Origin of the sequence: Lentzea alba (genome assembly GCF_011067745.1) — a bacterium.
Lineage (GTDB): Bacteria > Actinomycetota > Actinomycetes > Mycobacteriales > Pseudonocardiaceae > Lentzea > Lentzea alba.
The window spans coordinates 345,823-365,083 of the sequence record NZ_JAAMPJ010000010.1 but is presented as its reverse complement, the minus strand read 5'-3'; the positions used below and the strand labels follow the sequence as shown (position 1 = coordinate 365,083).

15 protein-coding genes are annotated in these 19,261 nt (G+C 70.3%); 8 read left to right on the top strand and 7 right to left on the bottom strand.

The window, feature by feature from the left end; all coding sequences use genetic code 11:
• Positions 1–2,109: an alpha/beta fold hydrolase gene (locus G7043_RS32810; RefSeq protein ID WP_313888189.1), complete on the bottom strand. Its 2,109-nt coding sequence runs from the start codon at positions 2,107–2,109 to the stop codon at positions 1–3.
• Positions 2,106–3,179, bottom strand: a complete 1,074-nt coding sequence (locus G7043_RS32805; protein ID WP_166052349.1) for a class I SAM-dependent methyltransferase — start codon at positions 3,177–3,179, stop codon at positions 2,106–2,108. The genes G7043_RS32810 and G7043_RS32805 overlap by 4 nt, the downstream gene beginning before the upstream one ends.
• A 389-nt stretch (positions 3,180–3,568) precedes the next feature.
• Between G7043_RS32805 and G7043_RS32800 the strand changes: the two genes are divergently transcribed.
• A complete protein-coding gene (locus tag G7043_RS32800; RefSeq protein ID WP_242642955.1) occupies positions 3,569–6,235 on the top strand; it encodes an ATP-binding protein in 2,667 nt (888 codons plus the stop codon).
• Here G7043_RS32800 and G7043_RS32795 read toward each other — a convergent pair.
• A complete protein-coding gene (locus G7043_RS32795; RefSeq protein ID WP_166052345.1) occupies positions 6,203–6,841 on the bottom strand; it encodes a glyoxalase in 639 nt (212 codons plus the stop codon). The genes G7043_RS32800 and G7043_RS32795 overlap by 33 nt on opposite strands.
• A gap of 116 nt (positions 6,842–6,957) precedes the next feature.
• Between G7043_RS32795 and G7043_RS32790 the strand changes: the two genes are divergently transcribed.
• Complete coding sequence (locus G7043_RS32790; protein ID WP_166052343.1) at positions 6,958–8,247, top strand: cation:proton antiporter; 1,290 nt, start codon at positions 6,958–6,960, stop codon at positions 8,245–8,247.
• A gap of 25 nt (positions 8,248–8,272) precedes the next feature.
• On the opposite strand, the gene G7043_RS32785 is transcribed toward G7043_RS32790, so the two are convergent.
• The 3 genes from G7043_RS32785 to G7043_RS32775 form a co-directional block, all read right to left on the bottom strand.
• A complete protein-coding gene (locus tag G7043_RS32785; RefSeq protein WP_166052341.1) occupies positions 8,273–8,782 on the bottom strand; it encodes a hypothetical protein in 510 nt (169 codons plus the stop codon).
• Positions 8,772–9,554: a thermonuclease family protein gene (locus G7043_RS32780; protein WP_166052339.1), complete on the bottom strand. Its 783-nt coding sequence runs from the start codon at positions 9,552–9,554 to the stop codon at positions 8,772–8,774. Before G7043_RS32780 ends, G7043_RS32785 begins: the two co-directional genes overlap by 11 nt.
• A gap of 325 nt (positions 9,555–9,879) precedes the next feature.
• Positions 9,880–10,668 carry a PaaX family transcriptional regulator gene (locus tag G7043_RS32775; RefSeq protein WP_313888188.1) on the bottom strand — a complete coding sequence of 263 codons (789 nt, stop codon included), beginning with the start codon at positions 10,666–10,668 and terminating at the stop codon, positions 9,880–9,882.
• Between the two features lie 92 nt (positions 10,669–10,760).
• Here G7043_RS32775 and G7043_RS32770 point away from each other — a divergent pair, with 92 nt between their 5' ends.
• The 6 genes from G7043_RS32770 to G7043_RS32745 all read left to right on the top strand — a co-directional run bounded on the left by G7043_RS32770 (position 10,761) and on the right by G7043_RS32745 (position 17,093).
• A complete protein-coding gene (locus tag G7043_RS32770) occupies positions 10,761–11,639 on the top strand; it encodes an SDR family NAD(P)-dependent oxidoreductase (RefSeq protein WP_166052337.1) in 879 nt (292 codons plus the stop codon).
• On the top strand, positions 11,636–12,523 hold the full coding sequence (locus G7043_RS32765; protein WP_166052335.1) for an amidohydrolase family protein: 888 nt from the start codon (positions 11,636–11,638) through the stop codon (positions 12,521–12,523). Before G7043_RS32770 ends, G7043_RS32765 begins: the two co-directional genes overlap by 4 nt.
• The gene (locus tag G7043_RS32760) at positions 12,520–12,978 is read left to right on the top strand and encodes a MaoC family dehydratase (protein ID WP_166052333.1); all 459 of its coding nucleotides are present in this window, start codon (positions 12,520–12,522) and stop codon (positions 12,976–12,978) included. Before G7043_RS32765 ends, G7043_RS32760 begins: the two co-directional genes overlap by 4 nt.
• Positions 12,979–12,990: 12 nt before the next feature.
• Positions 12,991–14,307, top strand: a complete 1,317-nt coding sequence (locus G7043_RS32755) for an MFS transporter (protein ID WP_166052330.1) — start codon at positions 12,991–12,993, stop codon at positions 14,305–14,307.
• Complete coding sequence (locus G7043_RS32750) at positions 14,246–15,718, top strand: acyl-CoA synthetase (protein ID WP_166052328.1); 1,473 nt, start codon at positions 14,246–14,248, stop codon at positions 15,716–15,718. Before G7043_RS32755 ends, G7043_RS32750 begins: the two co-directional genes overlap by 62 nt.
• 316 nt (positions 15,719–16,034) lie before the next feature.
• Positions 16,035–17,093, top strand: coding sequence for a hypothetical protein (locus G7043_RS32745; protein ID WP_166052326.1), 1,059 nt, complete (start codon positions 16,035–16,037; stop codon positions 17,091–17,093).
• Between the two features lie 26 nt (positions 17,094–17,119).
• Here G7043_RS32745 and G7043_RS32740 read toward each other — a convergent pair whose 3' ends face one another.
• Positions 17,120–19,195: an FAD-binding oxidoreductase gene (locus G7043_RS32740; protein WP_166052324.1), complete on the bottom strand. Its 2,076-nt coding sequence runs from the start codon at positions 19,193–19,195 to the stop codon at positions 17,120–17,122.
• Positions 19,196–19,261: the final 66 nt, after the last annotated feature.

Below are 19,261 nucleotides of genomic sequence, written 5' to 3'. Positions count from 1 at the left end.
TCACAGCAGGTCGGCCAGCAGGGCGGCGGCGCGGACGGCACCGTCGGTCTCGACCGGCCGGTAGCCGACCTCCCGCCCGATCTCCGCGGCCATGGCGGCGGCCAGGGCTTCCGGTTCGACGACGTCCTCGTAGGTCATGCACCGGCCCGCGCCGTAACGGGCGAGCCGGTGCCGGACGTGGAAGTTCTGCTCGAAGTGGTGGCGCAGCGGCACGAAGATGAACGGACGGCGGCTGGCGGTCAGCTCCATGCACGTGGTCAGGCCGCCCTGCACCACCGCCAGGTCGCACGCGGCGAGGTGCCGGTGCAGGTCCGGCAGGAAGCCGTGCACCGCCACGCCGTCACAGCGGGGCAGCGACAACGGATCGATGCGCGGCCCGGTGACGACGAGGAACCTCAAGCCCGGCACCAGCTTGCGCACGAACGGCACAGCGTCGAGCACGCGGCGGAGCAACGACTCGCCCACGCCGGAGCCGCCGACCGTGACCACACACAGCTTTTCGTCCGGCCGAACGCCGATCCGTCTGCGCAGCGCCGAGCGCTCGCCTGTGTCCGGTGGGTCGAATCCCGTTACGTAGCCGGAGAAGTCGAAGTTCTCCTCCGTCCACTCGCGAATGGCGGGCAGGCCAGGACCGAACGGCAGCGCGACCACGTCGTCCGGGTTGCCGACGAACACCGACCTGTCGCGCACGCGCCGCAGGCGGGCGCGCTGCTCGATCATCTCCAGGTTGTAGTCGGTGGTCAGGCGTTCCTCGCGGGCGCCGCCGTCGGGCATCGGGAGCCAGCCGACGAAGTCGGTCAGCCAGGCGAAGGCGCTCCGCTTGAGCCGCGGGTTCTCGTGCAGGAAGTAGTCGACCTCCCACGCCTCGTCGCCGATGACCAGGTCGTACGGCTCGGCGGCGAGGAGGTCCTCGAACACCATGAAGTTGTTCACCAGCACCGCGTCCAGTCGCCGGAACGTCTCGAACACGTGCAGGTCGTGCTCTCCCGCGTCGTCCTCCACGTGGGCCGACTCGGTGGCGAGCCACGCGGACGCGGGGTGGATCCGTTCGCCCGCCGGGCCGAGCACTTCGGTGACGGGATGTTGCGCCAGCCAGTCGATCTGCAGGTCCGGGCGCAGTTTGCGCAGCTCGGAGGCGATGGCGAGGTCGCGCCGGGCGTGACCGAGGCCGATCGGTGAGCTCAGGTACAACGCCCGTGGCGGTCTGCTGAGCGCTCTGGACGACCTCTTTTGGGAGGCCACCGGGTGCACGCGGTCGACGAACTCCTTGATCAGCAGGTTGATCCGCACCGGTTCGCGGGCGGGCACGCCGTGCCCGGAGTCCTCCAGCAGCACCAGCGATCCGCCGGTCAGTTCGGCGAGGCGTTCGCCGATGGCGTGCGGGCGGACGCGGTCGTCGGTTCCGTGGATCACCAGCACCGGGCACTTCACCTCGCCGCAGGCCGCGACGACGGACTCCGAGGCCAACCGTCCGGCCGTGGTGTCCACGAGCGTGGCGGGCTCGATCTGGTGCGCCCACCGCACGGCGTCCTCGATCTGCTTGGTGGAGTGCGGTTCGGGGAACATCCTGGCGAAGAACCAGTCGACGAAGTCGTCGTACCCTCCGGAAAGCCAGTACCTCCGGTTGTACTTGATCCCGTCCTCGGTGGATTCCCAGGCCTGCTGTTCCTGGGCCTGCGCGCCGATCAGCGACCCGCTCGCCGGGGCGATGGCGACGATGCCGGTGACGCGGTCCGGGTGGCGCGCGGCCGCGAGCACCGACCACGCGTCCCCGCGCGACAACGCCACCAGCACGGCACGTCCGGTCGCCGTCGCGTCCAGAACCGCGATCGCGTCCTCGGCGTACTCGCAGTCCACATAGGACTCACCGCCGACCGGGCGGTCCGAGGTGCCGCTGCCCCGGCCGTCGAAGGTGACCACCCGGAGGTGCCGCGCGAGATAGGGCACCTGCGCCTTCCAGAACAGCGACGGCACGATCGACCAGGTCGGCATGAGCAGAACCGTTGGCCTGCCGGGGTTGTCGTAGACCTTGAACGCGAGCCGCACCCCGGCCCGCTCGGCAAAACCGGTCTGGTCGGCCTCGCGGACCGGGCGCGGCTCGGCGGTCACGGCCGGACTTCCAGGACCTGGTTGAACGGCGTCTGGGCCACCCCGGCGAACCGGGTGAACCCGCCCGCGACCGCCACGTCCCGAATCCGCGCGGGGCCGGCCTGGGTGCCCAGCGCGAGGCCGACGTCCTGGGACAGCGAGGCCGGCGTGCACAGCAGGGTGGAGAAGCCGTAGTAGGCGCGGCCGACCGGGTTGAGGTTGTCCTCGACGTGGTCGCCGGCCATCGGTTCGACGATCATCCACGTGCCGTCGGCCGCCACCGCGCTGCGGACGTGCTGCGCGGCCCCGACCGGGTCGCCCATGTCGTGCAGGCAGTCGAACATGGTCACGAGGTCGTAGCCCGTGCCGCTGAAGTCCTTGGCGGAGGCCACTTCGAACGTCACCCGGTCGCCGACCCCGGCGGCCGCCGCCCGTTCGCGGGCGACGCGGATCGACTCGGGGTGGTAGTCGGAGCCGACGAAGGTCGAGTTCGGGAACGCTCGCGCCATCAGGATCGTCGACGCGCCGTGCCCGCAACCGACGTCGGCGACCCTGGCACCGGCGCGCAGCTTGGCGGTGACGCCGTCCAGCGCGGGCAGCCAGCCCTCGATCAGGTTCGCCTCGTAGTTGGGCCGGAAGAACCGCTCGCAGCCGACGTGCACGTCGGTGTTGTGCTCGTGCCAGCCGACCCCGGCCCCGCTGCGGGCCGCGTCCAGGACCCGTCCGGCGTCGTGCACCGTGCCGAGCGCGATCTGGAACATCCCGGGCAGGAACGCGGGACTGTCCTCGACCGTCAGCGCGACCGCGTGCTCGATGGGCAACGCGTACCGCCCGGTGGCGGGGTCGTAGGTCACGTAGCCACCGGCGGCCTGGGCGTTGAGCCACTCGCGCACGTAGGGCTCCGCGGTGCCGCTGCGGTCCGCGAGCTCGGCGGGGCTGACGGGGTCACCGGACGCCATCGCGCGGTAGTAGCCGAGCTTGTCGCCCATGACGACGAGCGCCGCGTTCAACGTGGCCCCCACCTCGTCGACGGCGCGGAACACGAACTGCATGAGCTTGTCGGTGTCGACCTCGGGTCTTGTCGTGGTCATCGCTCTTCCCTCCTGCTGAGGGTCCGCAACCTATGAGCGCCAACAACCCAACCGCATCAGGTGCCCCACCTAGTCCCCCGCCCGCCCGTCGCTGCTGACACGCGGGGCCCTCTCGTACCGTCACACGACACGAAAGCTCCCCGCGTGCACTCCAGCAACAGCGTGCCGAACCACAACGCGCCACGAGACTGGGAGCGACCTCGCCGGCGAACTGACGACACGCGGGGCCCTTTCGTACTGTTACACGATACGAAAGCTCCCCGCGTGCACTGCGGCGACGGCGTGTCGGAGCACGACGCGCCGTGCGGCTTCGCCGGCGAGCTGCTGGCCCGAGTCGCCCGATGCATCCGTTTCGGGAGGCGAGCCGACCTAGACTGCGCCGTGTGCTGATGGGGCGCGAGTCCGAGCGTCGACAGATCGAGCGGCTCGTCGCGGGCGCTCGGCTCGGGCACGGCGGCGTCCTGGCCATCACCGGTGATCCCGGGGTCGGCAAGACCGCGTTGCTGCACCACGCGGCCGAGTGCGCCACCGGCATGAACGTCCTGCGCGCGGCCGGCAGCGAGCCCGAGCGGGAGATCCCGTTCGGTGCTCTGCACCAGGTGTTGCGGCCCGCGCTGGACCGGCTCGACGAGATCCCGGCACCTCAGGCGCAGGCGCTGTCCGTCGCGCTGGCCCTGCGGCCCGGCACGACCGGTGACCGGTTCGCGGTCGGCGCCGCGACGCTGAGCCTGCTCTGCCGGTTCGCCGAGAACCGGCCGGTCGCGGTGCTGCTCGACGACCTGCACCTGTTCGACCGGCCCTCCGCGGACGCGCTGGCGTTCGCCGCCCGCAGGCTCGTGGCCGACCCGATCGTGCTGCTGGCGACCTCGCGCTCGCCCGATCCGCCGCTGCCCACGCTGCCGTTGGCGGGCCTCGACCTCGCCGCCGCGGGCGAGCTGGTGGCGAGCCGTTCGGACGTCGCCGTGTCGCACGAACTGGTCGCGCGCCTGCACAAGGCGACCGCGGGCAACCCCCTCGCGCTGATCGAACTGGCCGCGGGCGCACAGCGGCTGGAGCACGCGTCGCCGGAGGCCCCGCTGCCGGTGTCCGCGGCGTTGGCGCACGAGTTCGCCGAGCAGGCGAGGTCGCTGACCGAGGCCGGGCGCGCGGCCCTGATCGTCGCTTCCGTGGCGGGCCACGATCTGCGGGTGGTCGCGGGCGCGTGCCGGTTGCTCGGTGTCGACGTCGACGCGCTGACGGAGGCCGAGAACGCCACGCTCGTCCGGATCACCGACGGCCGCGTCGAGTTCCGCCACCCGCTGATCCGGGCCGCGGTCTACGGCGACGCCACCCCGCAACGCCGCCGCGCGATCCACCGCGCCGTGGCGGAGGTGTTCGGCCCGCACGACGCGGACCGGCACGCCTGGCACCTGGCCGAGGCGACCCTGGGACCGGACGCCCATACCGCTGACCTTCTCGTCCTGGCCGCCCAGCGAGCGCACGAACGAAGCGCGCACGACGTCGCGGCGGCCGCGTACGAGCGGGCCGCACGGCTGAGCCCGGACGCCGGACGGCACCGCGCTCTGTGCGTGGCGGCGGCGGAGTCGGCGTGGCTGGCCGGCACCACGCAGAGAGCCGTCGCGTTGCTCGACGAGGTGGGGCCGGCCGAACAGACCGCGCTCGAACTGCGCGGTGCGATCGCGGCCCGCACCGGTTCCCTGACCGAGGCACGGGACCTGTGCCGGAGCGCCGCCCACCGGTCCGGCGACCCCGACGACAGCGTCGTGCTGCTGGCCGACGCGGTGCACGCCTGCTTCTACCTCGGTGACACCACGAGCGGCGTCGAACTGGCCCACGACATCGAGCACCTGCTCGGGCGAGTGACCACCCCGCGGGCTCGCGGGCTCGGTCTGATGGCGGCGGGCGTCGCCCGGATTCTCGCGAACCTGGGCGGCGCCGACCAGGTCCGGTCCGCGGCCGACCTGCTCGCCGGCTCTCGCCTGCTGCACGACGACCGGCGCCGGCTGCCGTGGTTGATGATCGGCCCGCTGTTCCTGCGCGACGCCTCCTCGGGGGTGGAGCTGCGGCGCATCGTCGGCGAAGCGCGGGCCGAAGCGGCCGTGGGGACGTTGCCGTCGTTGCTGTTCCACGTCGCGAGGGACGAGGCCACCACCAACCAGTGGGTCCGCGCGGAGGCGACCTACGACGAGGCGACCCGGCTGGCACGGGAGACCGGGCAGGAGACCGATCTCGCGATGTGCCTGGCCGGGCTGGCGTGGCTGCGGGCCCGCCTGGGCGACGAGGAGCAGTGCCGGGCGCTCGTCGCGGAGGCGTTGCCGATCTGCCGCGCCCGCGACATCCACATCGGACGCGTCTGGTCGCTGTTCGCGTTGGGAGAGCTGGAACTCGGCCTCGGCAACGCGCACCGGGCGTTGACCCGGCTGGAAGAACTCGCCGGACTGCTCGGCGAGCTGCGGCTCACCGACCCGGACCTGTCCCCCGCGCCCGAACTCACCGACGCGCTGGTCCGGCTGGGCCGGCGCGACGAGGCTCACCAGGTCGCGCGACGCTTCCGGGCCGAGGCGGCGGCGAAGGGCCAGCCGTGGGCGATGGGACGTGCCGAACGGGCGATCGGCGTGCTCAGCGAGAACGCCTCCGTCGACACGCATTTCGAGGCGGCCCTGCGGTGCCACGAAAGGACCTTGGACGACTTCGAGACCGCCCGCACCCGCCTCGCCTACGGTGCCCGCCTGCGCCGGGCCCGGCGGCGGGTGGACGCCCGGCCGCACCTGCACGCCGCGCTGGAGACGTTCGAGAACCTGCGAGCGGCCCGCTGGGCGGACCTCGCCGCGGTCGAGCTCGGCGCGACCGGTGAGACGATCAAGCGTCGCACGCCGAGCGAAACCCTTACGCCGCAGGAACTCCAGGTGTCACTGCTGCTCGTGGAGGGCAAGACCACCCGCGAGGTGGCCGCCGCGTTGTTCCTGAGCCCCAAGACCATCGAGTACCACCTGCGCAAGGTGTACACGAAGCTCGGCATCAGATCACGCGCCGAGCTGGCCGCCCGCCTGCCCTGACGTCGCGAGCGCCTCCCAGGCGAACCCGTCCGGGTCGGTGAACGAACCGGCGCCGTTCACCACGATCCGGTGCGATCCCGTGCCCTCCGGCGACACCCCGGCGTCCTTGGCGAGAGCGCGGCGCCGGTACAGCCCCAGCTTCACCGAGCCGGACGAGGCGAACTCGACGTACATGCGCCCGAAGCTCTTGGCCACGGTGAAGCCCTGGTCGAGGTAGCACTGCCGGCTCGCGCCCACGTCGGTGGCGCCGAGCAGCAGCACGACGGAGTCGATCTGCCCGGTGGCCGGGCCGGTGTCCTTCTTCGCCGAGGTCGCGACCTTCCAGATGGTGCCGTCCGGCGCCTGCACCACACCGCCGTAGCCCCACATGGACTTCGCGGCGGGCTTGAGCACCGTGGCACCGGCGTCCACCGCGCCGCCGATCAAGGCGTTGACGTCGGCGGGCTGCGCCACCGTGAGCGACAGGGTGAAGCCGCGGAAACCGGTGGCCGGTTCCTGCGCGGCCCGCAGCCGCAGCCGGGAGCCGAGTCCGAAAGCGTTGGCGTAGAAGCGTTCGGCGGCCGCGAGGTCGGCCACTTCGAGGGTGATCGCGTCGATTGAGGTCATGCCGGAAACGTTAGGCGGCGCCCCGCGGCCGGTGCTTCTCGATTCCTGACCGGACCGAGCGCGGGTTTGCGAAGCACCCCGCCGGGTACCAGTGGCGTCGAGACGAAAGGCGCGACGTGGACCCCGCTCCCCTGTTGTACGCCGGCGCGGGCCTCGCAACGCTCGCCGCCGCACTGCTGCCACGGCTGCTCGACCGCGCCCCGGTCTCCATGCCGATGCTGTTCCTCGGCGCGGGCGCGCTCACGTTCGCGGTCGTGGAACCGCTGCCCGATCCCGACCCGGTCGCGCACGCTCCCGTGCTCCTGCACCTCACCGAGATCTGCGTGATCATCTCGCTGATGGGCGCCGGGCTCGCGCTCAACCGCGCGGTCAGCCCGCGTGGCTGGGCCACGACCTGGCGGCTGCTGGCGATCACGATGCCGTTGTCGATGCTCCTCGTCGGCGTGCTCGGCTGGGCGGTGCTCGGCTTCGGGGTCGCCACCGCGGTCCTGGTCGCGGCGGCGCTCGCGCCCACCGATCCCGTGCTGGCGAGCGAGGTGCAGGTCGCCGAACCCGCCGAGCACCCGGAGTCGAACGAGGACGAGGACGAGGCCCGGTTCGCCCTCACCTCGGAGGCCGGGCTCAACGACGGCCTGGCGTTCCCGTTCACCTACGCCGCCATCGCGATCAGCGTGGCCGGTGCCGCTCCGGCGCTCTGGCTCCCGCACTGGCTCGCGGTGGACGTGCTCTGGCGCGTCATCGCGGCGCTCGCGATCGGCGGCGGGGTCGGCTGGTTGCTGGGCAAGCTGTTCTTCTCCGCGCCGTCGGAGAGGTTCCGCCTGGCCGAGCACGCGGAGGGTTTCGTCGCGCTCGCCGCGACCTTCCTCGCCTACGGGATCACCGAACTCGCCGAGGGGTACGGGTTCATCGCCGTCTTCGTGTGCGCCTGCGCGATCAGAGCGGCCGAGCGGCACCACGGCTACCACCAGGTGCTGCACCGCTACGTCGAACAGGCCGAGCGCATGCTCACGGTCCTGCTGGTGTTCCTGCTCGGCGGTGCGGCGGTGACGGGTCTGCTCGCCGGTACGACGTGGGTCGAGGTGGCGGTGGCGGCGGCGATCCTGCTGGTGGTGCGCCCGTTGACCGGCTGGCTCGGGCTGCTCGGAGGCTGCACGGGGCCGAGAGAACGAGCGGTCATCTCGTTCTTCGGCGTCCGCGGCGTCGGGTCGTTGTTCTACATCACTTACGCCCTGCAGGAAGGCCGCTTCGCCGAGCAGGGCGCGGTGTGGCGGATCGTCGGGCTGGTCGTCATCGGCTCCGTCCTCGTGCACGGCCTGTCCGCGTCGCCGGTGATGTGGCTGCTCGACCGCAGGCGTCAGGAGAAGGCGCGCGACCGCAACAGTGCCGCGGCCAGGACGCACGTGTGACCAAGTGGTGTGGCCCGGAACCGGCTCAGTTGAGCAACTCCGCGAGGTGCACGACCTGGCTGGGACTCCACGACTGCCGCGTTCCGCCGTGGAAGGCGACCCGGACGTCGTCGCCGAGCGTGACCTCGTTGACCTGACCGACCGGCCCGATCGAGCCGTACAGCCGGACCAGGTCACCTGGTGCGAGCTCGTCCGCGTGCACCGTCTCGACGTTGCGGGCCGCGGACGCCGGCCGCACCCGTGTGACGAGAAGCCACCACGACACACCGCACAGCGCCGGAGCCGTGAGCACCAGCAGGCCGGCGACCACCGGCGCTCTGCTCACCAGCACGGCCGCACCGACCGCGGACCACAGCAGTCCCACCACCGCGGCGATGTGCGCGGAGCTCACCGGGTGGTCGCCGACCTGGAGCCAGCCCGTCGTGCGCACCCAGCCGGCCTCGGTCAGGCCGCGCGGTGGCGTGCCGTCCGCGAGCGCGGGCGGCGGGTCGGCGACGGGTTTGCTGAACATGTCGACCTGATCGTCAGTCCGCACGTCGCCACCTCAGCACGTTGTTGTTGTTGCGGGCGCAGATCAGTTCGGTGCCGCCCGGCGACGTCCTTCGCGCGCCTTCGATGAGGCACAGCTTTCCCTGCCTGGCGCCGATCCACTCTTCGTCGTCGTCGTTGACAGGCGGCCGTTCGAGGGAACTCGACGGCGGCGGAGGTGGCTCTTCGGTGGTTTCCGTCGTGGGCGGGGCCGTGGTCGTCGTCGTGGTGGTCGGGGCCGTCGTGGTGGAGGACGGCGCGCTCGACGACGTCGCCGTCACCGCGCCGGGGGCGCAGGAGGCCGCCCACACACCGCGGCGTTCCACCCGTGCGGCGGCCTCGACCGACAGCAGCTCACCGCGGGTCGCCATGTCGGCCGTCGCCATGCCGTCCTGCACGACGGTCTGCCCGTAGTCCGCCCCGTCCGGCAGGCGCACGTCGACCGCGATCTCGTCTTCCCCGGAAATACCGTCCTTCTTGACGGTGAGCCACACGGTCTTGCCGAGCAACAGGTGCTCGGCGGTGGCCCGGGACTCCGCCAGCCAGCACTGGGTGATCACCCGAATCCCGGCGACCTTGGCCTGAAAGGAGAGCCCGGTTGCGGGCTCGATCCCCTCGAACGTGTCCACATCGGACACCGAGCGGACGGTCACCTCGAAGTCGTCGCCCCGATGCACCGCCACGTCGGATCTGGCGTTCCCCGGTCCCTGCCGGTCCACACCACCGGTGAAGCCCGCCGCTCCGGTCGTCGCGAGCACGGTGAGCACACCGACTCCCATGATCGCGACCCGCGCGGGCTGATTGGTGCGCCACCAGAGACGGCGGGCGATTCCCGGAGACTTCCGGTTGACGTCGGATTCAACTGGGCTGAGCAATGGCGATCCCGAATTCTTGAGGTACGAACACTCCTTGACACAAACGCGCTGGTCGCTGTCGTCGACGAAGTGTTGTCATCCGAGATCGACACCGTCAAGAACGAAAAAGGTTCAATCGAATTTCTTGACGTCCTTCACAGAACGCGCGCTGTGATTGATTCCGCACGCTCTGCGCAGGTGGCTGGGGTGGTCCGCCACATTCTTTCTGCACGAACAATCGTTCCGGCCGTCACACCTCGATCGACTCGATCGCCGCGGCGGCCAGCGGCGTGGCCGTCTCGACGTACCGCGTCGCGAGCGTCTGGAACAACTGCTCCGCCTCGATCGCGGGCCAGTCGCCGGCGAGGAGCTCGGCCGGCAGATGGGGGTCCTGGCGCACGAGATCGAGCCAGTCCCCGTGCAGCAGCAGCTGACGCGCGAGGTCGTCCGGCAGTTCGGCAGGCGGCTGCCGCCAGCGGGCCAGGAAGTCCTGGTAGCGCGCGGCGATGGCGGCGGTGTCGAAGGCGCGGACGGCCAGGTCGGCGGCTTCGGTCGGCTTGGCGTGCTGGGCGGTGAAGACCGTGACGTTCCCGGTGAGGCCCAGGTCGGCGACCATCTCGGTGACGTCACGGGTGCCGGGGGCGATCCACAGGCCGTTCTGGACGGGGCCGAAGCCCGCCCACTGCAGCTGGGAGCGCAGGTCGTGACGGTCACTGCGGCGGCCTTCCGGCAGGGAGAAGCCGACCAGCGTCCAGGTGCCGTCCCAGTCCCTGTTCACCGCGCCGCGCTGCCAGATGCGCCGCTCGCCGTCCTGAAGGACGTCCTTCGCGCGCGGCGTCAGTCCGAAGTAGACCTTGCGGCCGTTGCGGTGCTTGGCGAGCAGGCCCCGGGAGGTCATCCGGGTCAGGGTCGAGCGGGTGGCCTCCTCCGAGACGTCCACGCGCGCGAAGACGTCGATCACGCTGCCCGAGTAGACCGCGATGTCGCGGCCGAACACGTACAGACCGAGGAAGTTCAGCATCAACGACTGCGGCGTCACACCTGACACGATACATGTTGGGCAGCATCTAGACGAGCGTCACGAATGTGCCGTACGTTGAGCCGCGAGCCCAACGGAGAGGAACTCGTCGGATGGATCTGTCGGGAAAGGTCGCGATCGTCACCGGAGCCGGCCGCGGACTGGGGCGGGCCTACGCGGAAGCCTTGGCGCGCAACGGGGCCCAGGTCGTGGTCAACGACGTGGACGGGAGCGCCGAGGAGGTCGCGGCGAGCATCGGCGGGCGGGCGGTCATCGCACCGGTCGGGTCCACCGAGACCGCCGAACGACTCGTGGCCACGGCGGTCGAGGCGTTCGGGCAGCTCGACGTGCTGGTCACCAACGCGGGCATCCTGCGCGACCGCGTGCTGTGGAAGATGAGCGACGACGACTTCGACGCGGTGATCAACGTGCACCTGCGCGGCACCTTCACCTGTGCGCGCGCGGCCGCCGTCCGGATGCGCGAACAGGGCACTGGCGGCCGGCTCGTGCTGATCTCGTCACCGGCCGGGCAGCGCGGCAACTTCGGGCAGACCAACTACGCCGCCGCCAAGGCCGGCATCGCCGCCATGGCCCGGACGTGGGCGCTCGAACTCGCGCGGTCGGACATCGCCGTCAACGCGGTCGTGCCGGTCGCCGCCACCGAGATGACCAGGACCATCCCGGCGTTCGCGCCGCTGATCGAGGAGTCGGAACGCACCGGCACCCCGCTGCCTGCCTGGGTGCGCCGCGACGAGGGCCTCGGCACGGCCGAGGACGCCGCGGAGCTCATCGTCTACCTCGCCTCGGACGCGGCGAAGGGCATCACCGGCCAGGCGATCGGCATCGGCGGCGACCGGCTCGCGCTGTGGGCGCACCCCGCCGAGAAGCAGGTCCAGTTCGCCGACGGCGGCTGGCAGGCCGACCAGATCGCCGAGCACTGGCACGAGTTCGACGCCGAGTCCTACGGCATCCCGGCCCCGGTGGCGCCATGAGCCTCGACCTGAACGTGGAAGATCTCGTCGCGATCGACGTGCACACGCACGCCGAGATCTCCAAGGACGGCCACCACTCGCTCAGCCCGGCGCTGATCGAGGCGTCCACGAAGTACTTCAAGGCAGCACACCGCGAGCCGACCATCGCCGAGACCGCGCAGATCTACCGCGAACGCAAGATGGCCGCGGTGATCTTCACGGTCGACGCGGAACACGCCACCGGCCACCCGCGCATCGCCAACGAGGAGATCGCCGCCTCCTGCGCCGAGCACGCCGACGTGCTCATCCCGTTCGCGAGCGTCGACCCGTGGAAGGGCCGCGCCGCGGTCAGGGAAGCCCGCCGGCTCGTCGAGGAACACGGAGTGCGCGGCTTCAAGTTCCACCCCAGCCTGCAGGACTTCTCGCCGAACGACCGGATGGCCTACCCGCTCTACGAGGCGATCGAGGAGCTCGGCGCGCCCGCGCTGTTCCACAGTGGACAGACCGGGATCGGCGCCGGGGTGCCCGGCGGCGGTGGCATCAGGCTCAAGCACTCCAACCCGATGCTCGTCGACGACGTCGCGGTCGACTTCCCGCACCTCAAGATCGTGCTCGCGCACCCGTCGTTCCCGTGGCAGGACGAAGCCCTCGCCGTGGCCACGCACAAACCGTTCGTGTACATCGACCTGTCCGGCTGGTCGCCGAAGTACTTCCCGCCGCAACTCGTCCGCTACGCCAACACCCTGTTGCAGGACAAGGTCCTCTTCGGCTCGGACCACCCGGTGATCACGCCGGACCGCTGGCTCGCCGACTTCGCCAAGCTCGACATCTCGGACGACGTCCGGCCCAAGATCCTCAAGCACAACGCGGCCCGCCTGCTCGGACTCGTCAAGGAGGAAGCATGACCACCACCGTGCAAGGACTCGAAGAGCTCAAAGCCCTGGCAGGACAGGACCTCGGGTACACCGACTGGCTGCAGATCGACCAGGGCCGCGTCAACACCTTCGCCGACGCGACCGACGACCACCAGTGGATCCACGTCGACCCGGAACGCGCCGCCACCGGTCCGTTCGGCACCACGATCGCGCACGGCTACCTCACGCTCGCGCTGCTCATCCCGCTCATGAGCGATCTGCTCGTCGTCGAGGGCGTGCGGATGAGCCTCAACTACGGCCTGGACAAGGTGCGGTTCCCCGCGCCCGTGCCGGTCGGCGCCAAGATCCGCTTGAAGGGCCAGGTCGCGACCGTCGACGAGGTCAAGGGCGACGGCGTGCAGATCACCATCGACTTCACCGTCGAGATCGAGGGATCAGACAAGCCCGCGTGCGTCGCACGCGGCGTTTACCGCCACTACGCGTGAAGTGAGAGTGCCATGGCGACAACAACGCAGTTACGCCGTGCCGTCGCGTCCAGCTTCCTCGGCAGCGTGATCGAGTATTACGACTTCCTGCTCTACGCCACCGCCTCCGCGGTCGTGTTCAACAAGGTCTTCTTCTCCTCACTGGACCCGCTGGTCGGCACGATCGCCAGCTTCGGCACCTTCGCCACCGGCTACCTCGCTCGCCCGCTCGGCGGAGTCCTCTTCGGACACTACGGCGATCTGCTGGGACGCAAGAAGATGCTCGTGCTCACCATGAGCCTCATGGGTGTGGCGAGCTTCCTGATCGGCCTGCTGCCCACCTATGCCCAGGTCGGCTGGCTCGCCCCGGCCGGCCTGATCCTGCTGCGAGTCCTGCAGGGCATCTCCGTCGGCGGCGAATGGGGCGGCGCGGTCCTCATGTCCGCCGAACACGCCACCTCACGACGCGGGCTCTGGGCGAGCTTCACCAACGCGGGCGCGCCGTGCGGCATGGTGCTGTCGACCGCCGCGCTCACCGGCACCGCGGCACTGGTCGGCGAGCAGGCGTTCCTCAGCTGGGGCTGGCGGGTGCCGTTCCTGCTCAGCCTGGTGCTGCTCGGCATCGGCCTGTTCGTGCGCATGAAGGTCGAGGAGACGCCGGTCTTCAAGGCCGAGCGCAAGCGCACCTCCATGCCGTTGCTCGACGTGCTGCGCAACCACCCGCGCACCCTGCTGCTCGGCATCGGCGTCGGCCTCGCCGCGTTCGTCGCGCAGTCCACGCTGACGACGTTCATCCTCGCCTACGGCGTCCAGGCCGGAAACAGCAGGCAGGCGATCCTGAACGCCCTGACGCTGTCGTCCGCACTCGCGGTGATCGGCATCATCAGCTGGTCCGCGGCCTCGGACCGGTTCGGCCGCAGGCCCGTCGTGCTCGCCGGCGCCGTCCTCATGGCCGCCTTCGGGTTCGCCCTGTTCCCGTTGGTGGACAACGGGTTCATCGTCATCGCACTCGTCCTCGGCCAGGCCGTGATCCACCCGATGATGTACGGCCCGCTCGCCGCGCTCTACAGCGAGCTGTTCAGCACCGGCAGCCGCTACACCGGAGCCTCCCTCGGCTACCAGCTCGCGGGCCTCGGCGCGGGCCTCGCGCCACTGCTGTTCGCCCAGGTGCAGAGCACCGCCGGCACCGGCGCCATCCCGATCATCCTGGCCGCGTTCTGCGTGCTCACCGTCGTCTGCACGCTCGCCCTGCGCGAGACCAGCCACACCAGCCTGACAGGAGACAGGAATGCGGAACGCGGGACTGGGCAGCTGGCCACACCGCCGCGCGCGCATGGCGCCGAAGCGTGAGGCGTTCTCCTACGACGGAGTCTCCACCACCTACGAAGAAGTCGCCGTCCGCACCACGAAACTGGCGCGGCGACTCGAGGAACTCGGTGTCCGCCCCGGTGACCGCGTCTCCTACCTCGGCGCCAACCACCCGTCGTTCGCCGAGACGATGTTCGCCACGCACCAGCTCGGCGCGATCTTCGTCCCGCTGAACTTCCGCCTCTCCCCCGCCGAGATCAACTACCAGCTGGCCGACTGCGGCGCGCGCGTGCTCATCCACGCGCCGTCGCACCAGGTGGAGCACGAGCGCGCGATTTCGCTCGACTCGTACGAGGACTGGCTCGCCGGTGGTTCCGAGGAACCGCTCGACGTGCCGGTCACCATCGACGAACCGGCCCTGATCCTCTACACCTCCGGCACCACCGGCAGGCCCAAAGGCGCGGTGCTCAGCCACGCCAACCTGCTGTGGAACACCTTCAACCTGATGATCGGCGTCGACGTCACCACCGACGACATCGCGCTGGTCGCCGCCCCGCTCTTCCACGTCGCCGCGCTCACCCAGACGCTGCTGCCCACCTTCATCAAGGGCGGGCACAGCGTGATCACCCCGCGCTGGGACGTGGACGAGTGCCTCAACCTGATCGAGGGCTACGGGGTGACGTGGATGTTCGGCGTGTCCACCATGTACGCCGACCTGGCCGCGTCACCGCGGTGGCCCACGGCCGACCTGTCCGCGCTGCGAGTGTTGCTGTGCGGCGGGGCGTCCGTGCCGGACGCGGTGATCCACACCTATCAGGAACGTGGACTGGTGTTCTGCCAGGGCTACGGCCTCACCGAGACCGCGCCGGGCGCCACCTTCCTCGAGGCGGCGGACAGCGTGCGCAAGGCCGGCTCGGCGGGCACCCCGGTGTTCTTCACCGACGTGCGGCTGGCCGACACCGGCGAGATCGAGGTGCAGGGTCCCAACGTCACTCCGGGCTACTGGAACGACCCGGTCGCCACCGCGGCCGCGTTCACCGAGGACGGCTGGTTCCGCACCGGCGACATCGGGCGGCTCGACGACGGTCACCTGTACGTCGTCGACCGGCTCAAGGACATGTTCATCTCCGGCGGTGAGAACGTGTACCCGGCCGAGGTCGAGAACGCGATCACCGACCACCCGGACGTCGCCGAGGTGGCGGTCGTGGGCGTGCCCGACGAACGCTGGGGCGAGGTCGGCCGGGCGTTCGTGCGCCCACGGGCCGGCGCGGCGGTCGACGCGGCCGGGCTGCGCGAGTTCCTGTTGCCACGCCTGGCGAAGTACAAGATCCCCGTGCACGTCGAAGTGGTGACCGAGCTGCCGCGCACGGGTTCCGGCAAGGTCCTCAAGCCCGCGCTGCGCCGGTTGCCGCTGGCACCCGCGGTCAGTCCGGAGAACGCACCGGGGAGGTGAGGACGTCCTCGGCGGCGTCGGTGAACCGACCGATGGGATGGGCCTTCCACACCGCGGATTCGCCGCTGCGACTCGAGGTCGTGGCGGCGAATTTGCGGTATGAGCAGTGTGTCCAGCTCGTGGCGATGACCGGTAGGGCGTTCTTTTTAGTCAACACTGAAGCGATAGAGTCTGTGAAAATCAACGGCACTCCGCCTGATATTGGTCTGTTCGGGTCCATCAAGGACAACAAACGCCGGACGCGGTAACGGGCCATACGGCCCAGCCGATCTCCTCTGACACGCCGGTCGTTTCGGCCGAGGTGAGGAGATGCGCCATGAAAGCCACCACTCGTTGCCCCTGGGTACGGCTACTTCTGGTCCTCGGCTTCGTTGTCGTCTGGGGCGTGCTCGGCGCCCTGCAGGCGCAGGCTCACCCGAGCGCCGAACCGTCCGCCCCGAAGATTTCGATCACCCCGGCGGAACTCTCCATCCACGTCACGGGCAACGTGACCACGATTCTCCCGATGATCGTGAACAACGGCAGTGCCGCCGTGAACGTGACCGCCAACGTGAACTTCGATCACCACCGCGACGGGTGCACGGCGCCCGAGGTGGAGCTGGACGGCGACGCCGCCACGTTCGCGCCGAAAGAGACGCGGGCACAACCGATCGCGCTGTCCATTCCAGACGAATGTGCTGGGCAGAAGGGCACCCTGACGTTGATGGTCGACGGTGCGCAGGCAGCCAGCGCGAGATTCTCCGTGACCCGCGACTTCACCGAGAACCGCCTGTGGATTCCCGTCTGGGTGGCCCTCGCGGGGTTCGTGCTGGCCGCCGTCATCGGGCTCGCCGCCGCCAGCGCCTCCCTCAGCGAGCCGGTGCACGTCGCGTCGAGCTGGTCGTTCAAGGACAGCTGGGTCACCAACGTCGCAGCCCTCGGTGCGGTGCTGACGGCGGTCCTGGCAGCGACCGGCCTCCTCGACGCCATCATCCCCGGCACGACAACCGGTCGTCTGATCGGCCTGAGTCTCCTCTTCGGAGCACTCGTGCTCGCCGCACCCATCGTGTACTCGGCATCGAGCACATGGGGCTGGGAAACACTCGCTGATGGCAGCAGAGCACTCACGGTCCAAGGGCGTTGCTGGGGTGTCGCCGTCGCCGCCGCGGCGACGATCGCCGGCGTCGTCGGTCAGCTCGCCACGATTGGACTCATCACCCACGCGGCCGACGGAACGACTGCGGCGACGGTCTTCATCTACTGCTGCCTCGGTGCCGCCGCAATGCTGTTGCTCGGCTACGAATGGGTCTTCGTCCACGGAGTCACCAAGCAACCACCTTCCGGTACGACCACCACCTCGATGCCGGTGCGACAGGACGTGAGCGCCACCCTGTGATCAGCTCTGCGGAAGAGCGGGAGCGATCACCGGACGACGTCCAGGGTGACCTCTGTCAGCGGCGCGCTGGTGCAGGTCAGAATCCGACCGTCGGCTTTCTCCCGCGCGGTCAGGCAGTTCGGCTCCTGCTGCGAGACCTTTCCGGCGCGCAGCCGCACCACGCACTCCCCGCAGCTGCCCACCGTGCAGGAGAACGGCAACGCCAACCCGGCCGCGAGCCCGGCGTCGAGCAGCGTCTGGCCCGGTTCGGCCACCGCGGCGCCGACGGGTCGCCCGCCGTCCTCGACGAGCATTCGTTGCGGCGTGGTGGATCCGGCCGCCGCGACCGGTCCGGTGGTGTAGCGCTCGACGTGGACGTGGTCGTCGGGGACACCGAGCTCGTCCAGCGCCTGCCGGGCGGTGTCCATGAACGGTTCCGGTCCGCAGAGGTAGAACCGCGTGCCGGGCGACGCGAGGCTGCCGGCCCATTCCCGGACACCGGAAACGTCGAGCCGTCCGTCCCGGGAAGTCAGCACGTGCGTGACGGAAAGGCGGTCGTGCTCGGCCAGCCTTTCCAGCTCGGCCGCGAAGATGGTCTCTTCCAGGCTGCGGTTGCTGTAGAGCAACGCGATGCGGTCGGTCGACTCGGCGAGCAGAGACCGGATCATGCTCATCATCGGCGTCACACCACTGCCCGCCGCGATCAGCGCGACGTCGTGCCCGGTCTCCACGTGGAAGGAACCCGACGGGCCGCGCACGGACAACGTGTCCCCCACCGCGAGAGTGCGGTGTACATGAGTGGAGAACCTGCCGCCCTCAACGTGTTTGACCGTGATCTCCAACCGGGACGAGCCCGGCGCCGATGACGCCGAGTAGGGCCGGCGCACCTGACGTCCGTCGATGTCGGTCACCAGCGTGAAGAACTGGCCGGGCCGGAAGTCGAACGGCCTCCCCGCGTCCTCCAGCACCACCGTGACGGCGCTGGCGGTCTCCCGGCGCACCTCGACGACACGAACCTCGCGCAACGGGTCGGCGGCAGCGGCACGCCGCCCGAGGCCAGCAACCTCGTACCCCTCCTTGCGAAGCCCCCAGCGGTAGGCCAGGTTCATCATCGCTCGCAGCCACCTGACCGGAACCAGGCGCGAGACGCTCGCCCACCTGCTCGTGGTGTTCGCGGCGAGGTGCCGGCTGGCGAGCGCCATCAGGTCGGGCACCTCGGCGTGGTCGACGTGCGCGGTCCACAGCCGGGCCTGCGCCACCGCGTTGTTCGTGGTCAGCTCGGCGGACTCGACGTCGACGAGCACCGCGGCGTGCGGTGGTGCGCCCCGCAACGACAACGGCTCCAGCAGCGCGGGATCGACGGTGATCGTCGCGCGGCCTCGGACGTGCAGCACGCCGATGCGCCCCGGGACCAGCGCGGCGAACGACAGCCGGTCGTCTTCGAGCAGGTTGTGCAACGTGTCCGCGCGTTTGTTGCCCTTCCGGTCGGCGATCACGAGCGTGCGGCCGTCAACGATCCGCGCGACCGGGTGCTGGTCTCCACGCGGACTGGTGTCACTCCCGCCCGATGAGTCCCATGTGGACAGAAGCAGGAACGGTGCGGTGGCGAGGAAGTCCGCGACACCGGGCAGCGCGAGCGGTCCACCGTCGACCTCGGGCGCGGGCACCGCCGGAACGGGCGGTTGCCACAGCCCGGAACGCAGGACGGCCTGGGCGCAGTGCACGTACACCTGCTCGACGTCGAAGAGCACCTCGCCGCCCCGGCCCGCGGACGCGGAACCGTTGACCCGCAAGGTCTCCCCCACACCCGGCAACAGGAAGAGCAGCGACGCCGGTCCGACAGCGGGTTCGCTCAGCGCGAAGGAGATGCGGGTCGGCGAGTGCACGCGCGCGAAACCAGGTTTGCCGCCGACCAACGTCGTTCTGCTCGTGCCGTCCGCGTCCCGATGACCGAACCCCGCGATCGGACTGCGGCCAAGCACGTCGACGCAGCCCTCGTCGAGCGCGCCGACCTGCTTCAGCACGATCATCGACGCCGGGCGGCCGACGACGGCCTCGATCTCGTCCGCCGTCGCCAGCCGATGCGCAGATTCTCGCCCTGAACCCTTCTTTTCGCTGGTCATGACACTATTATGAGCTTTTGCTCAGGTTTTGCGTACTCGCTTTTCCCGCGTCAGGAGGGGCCCGCC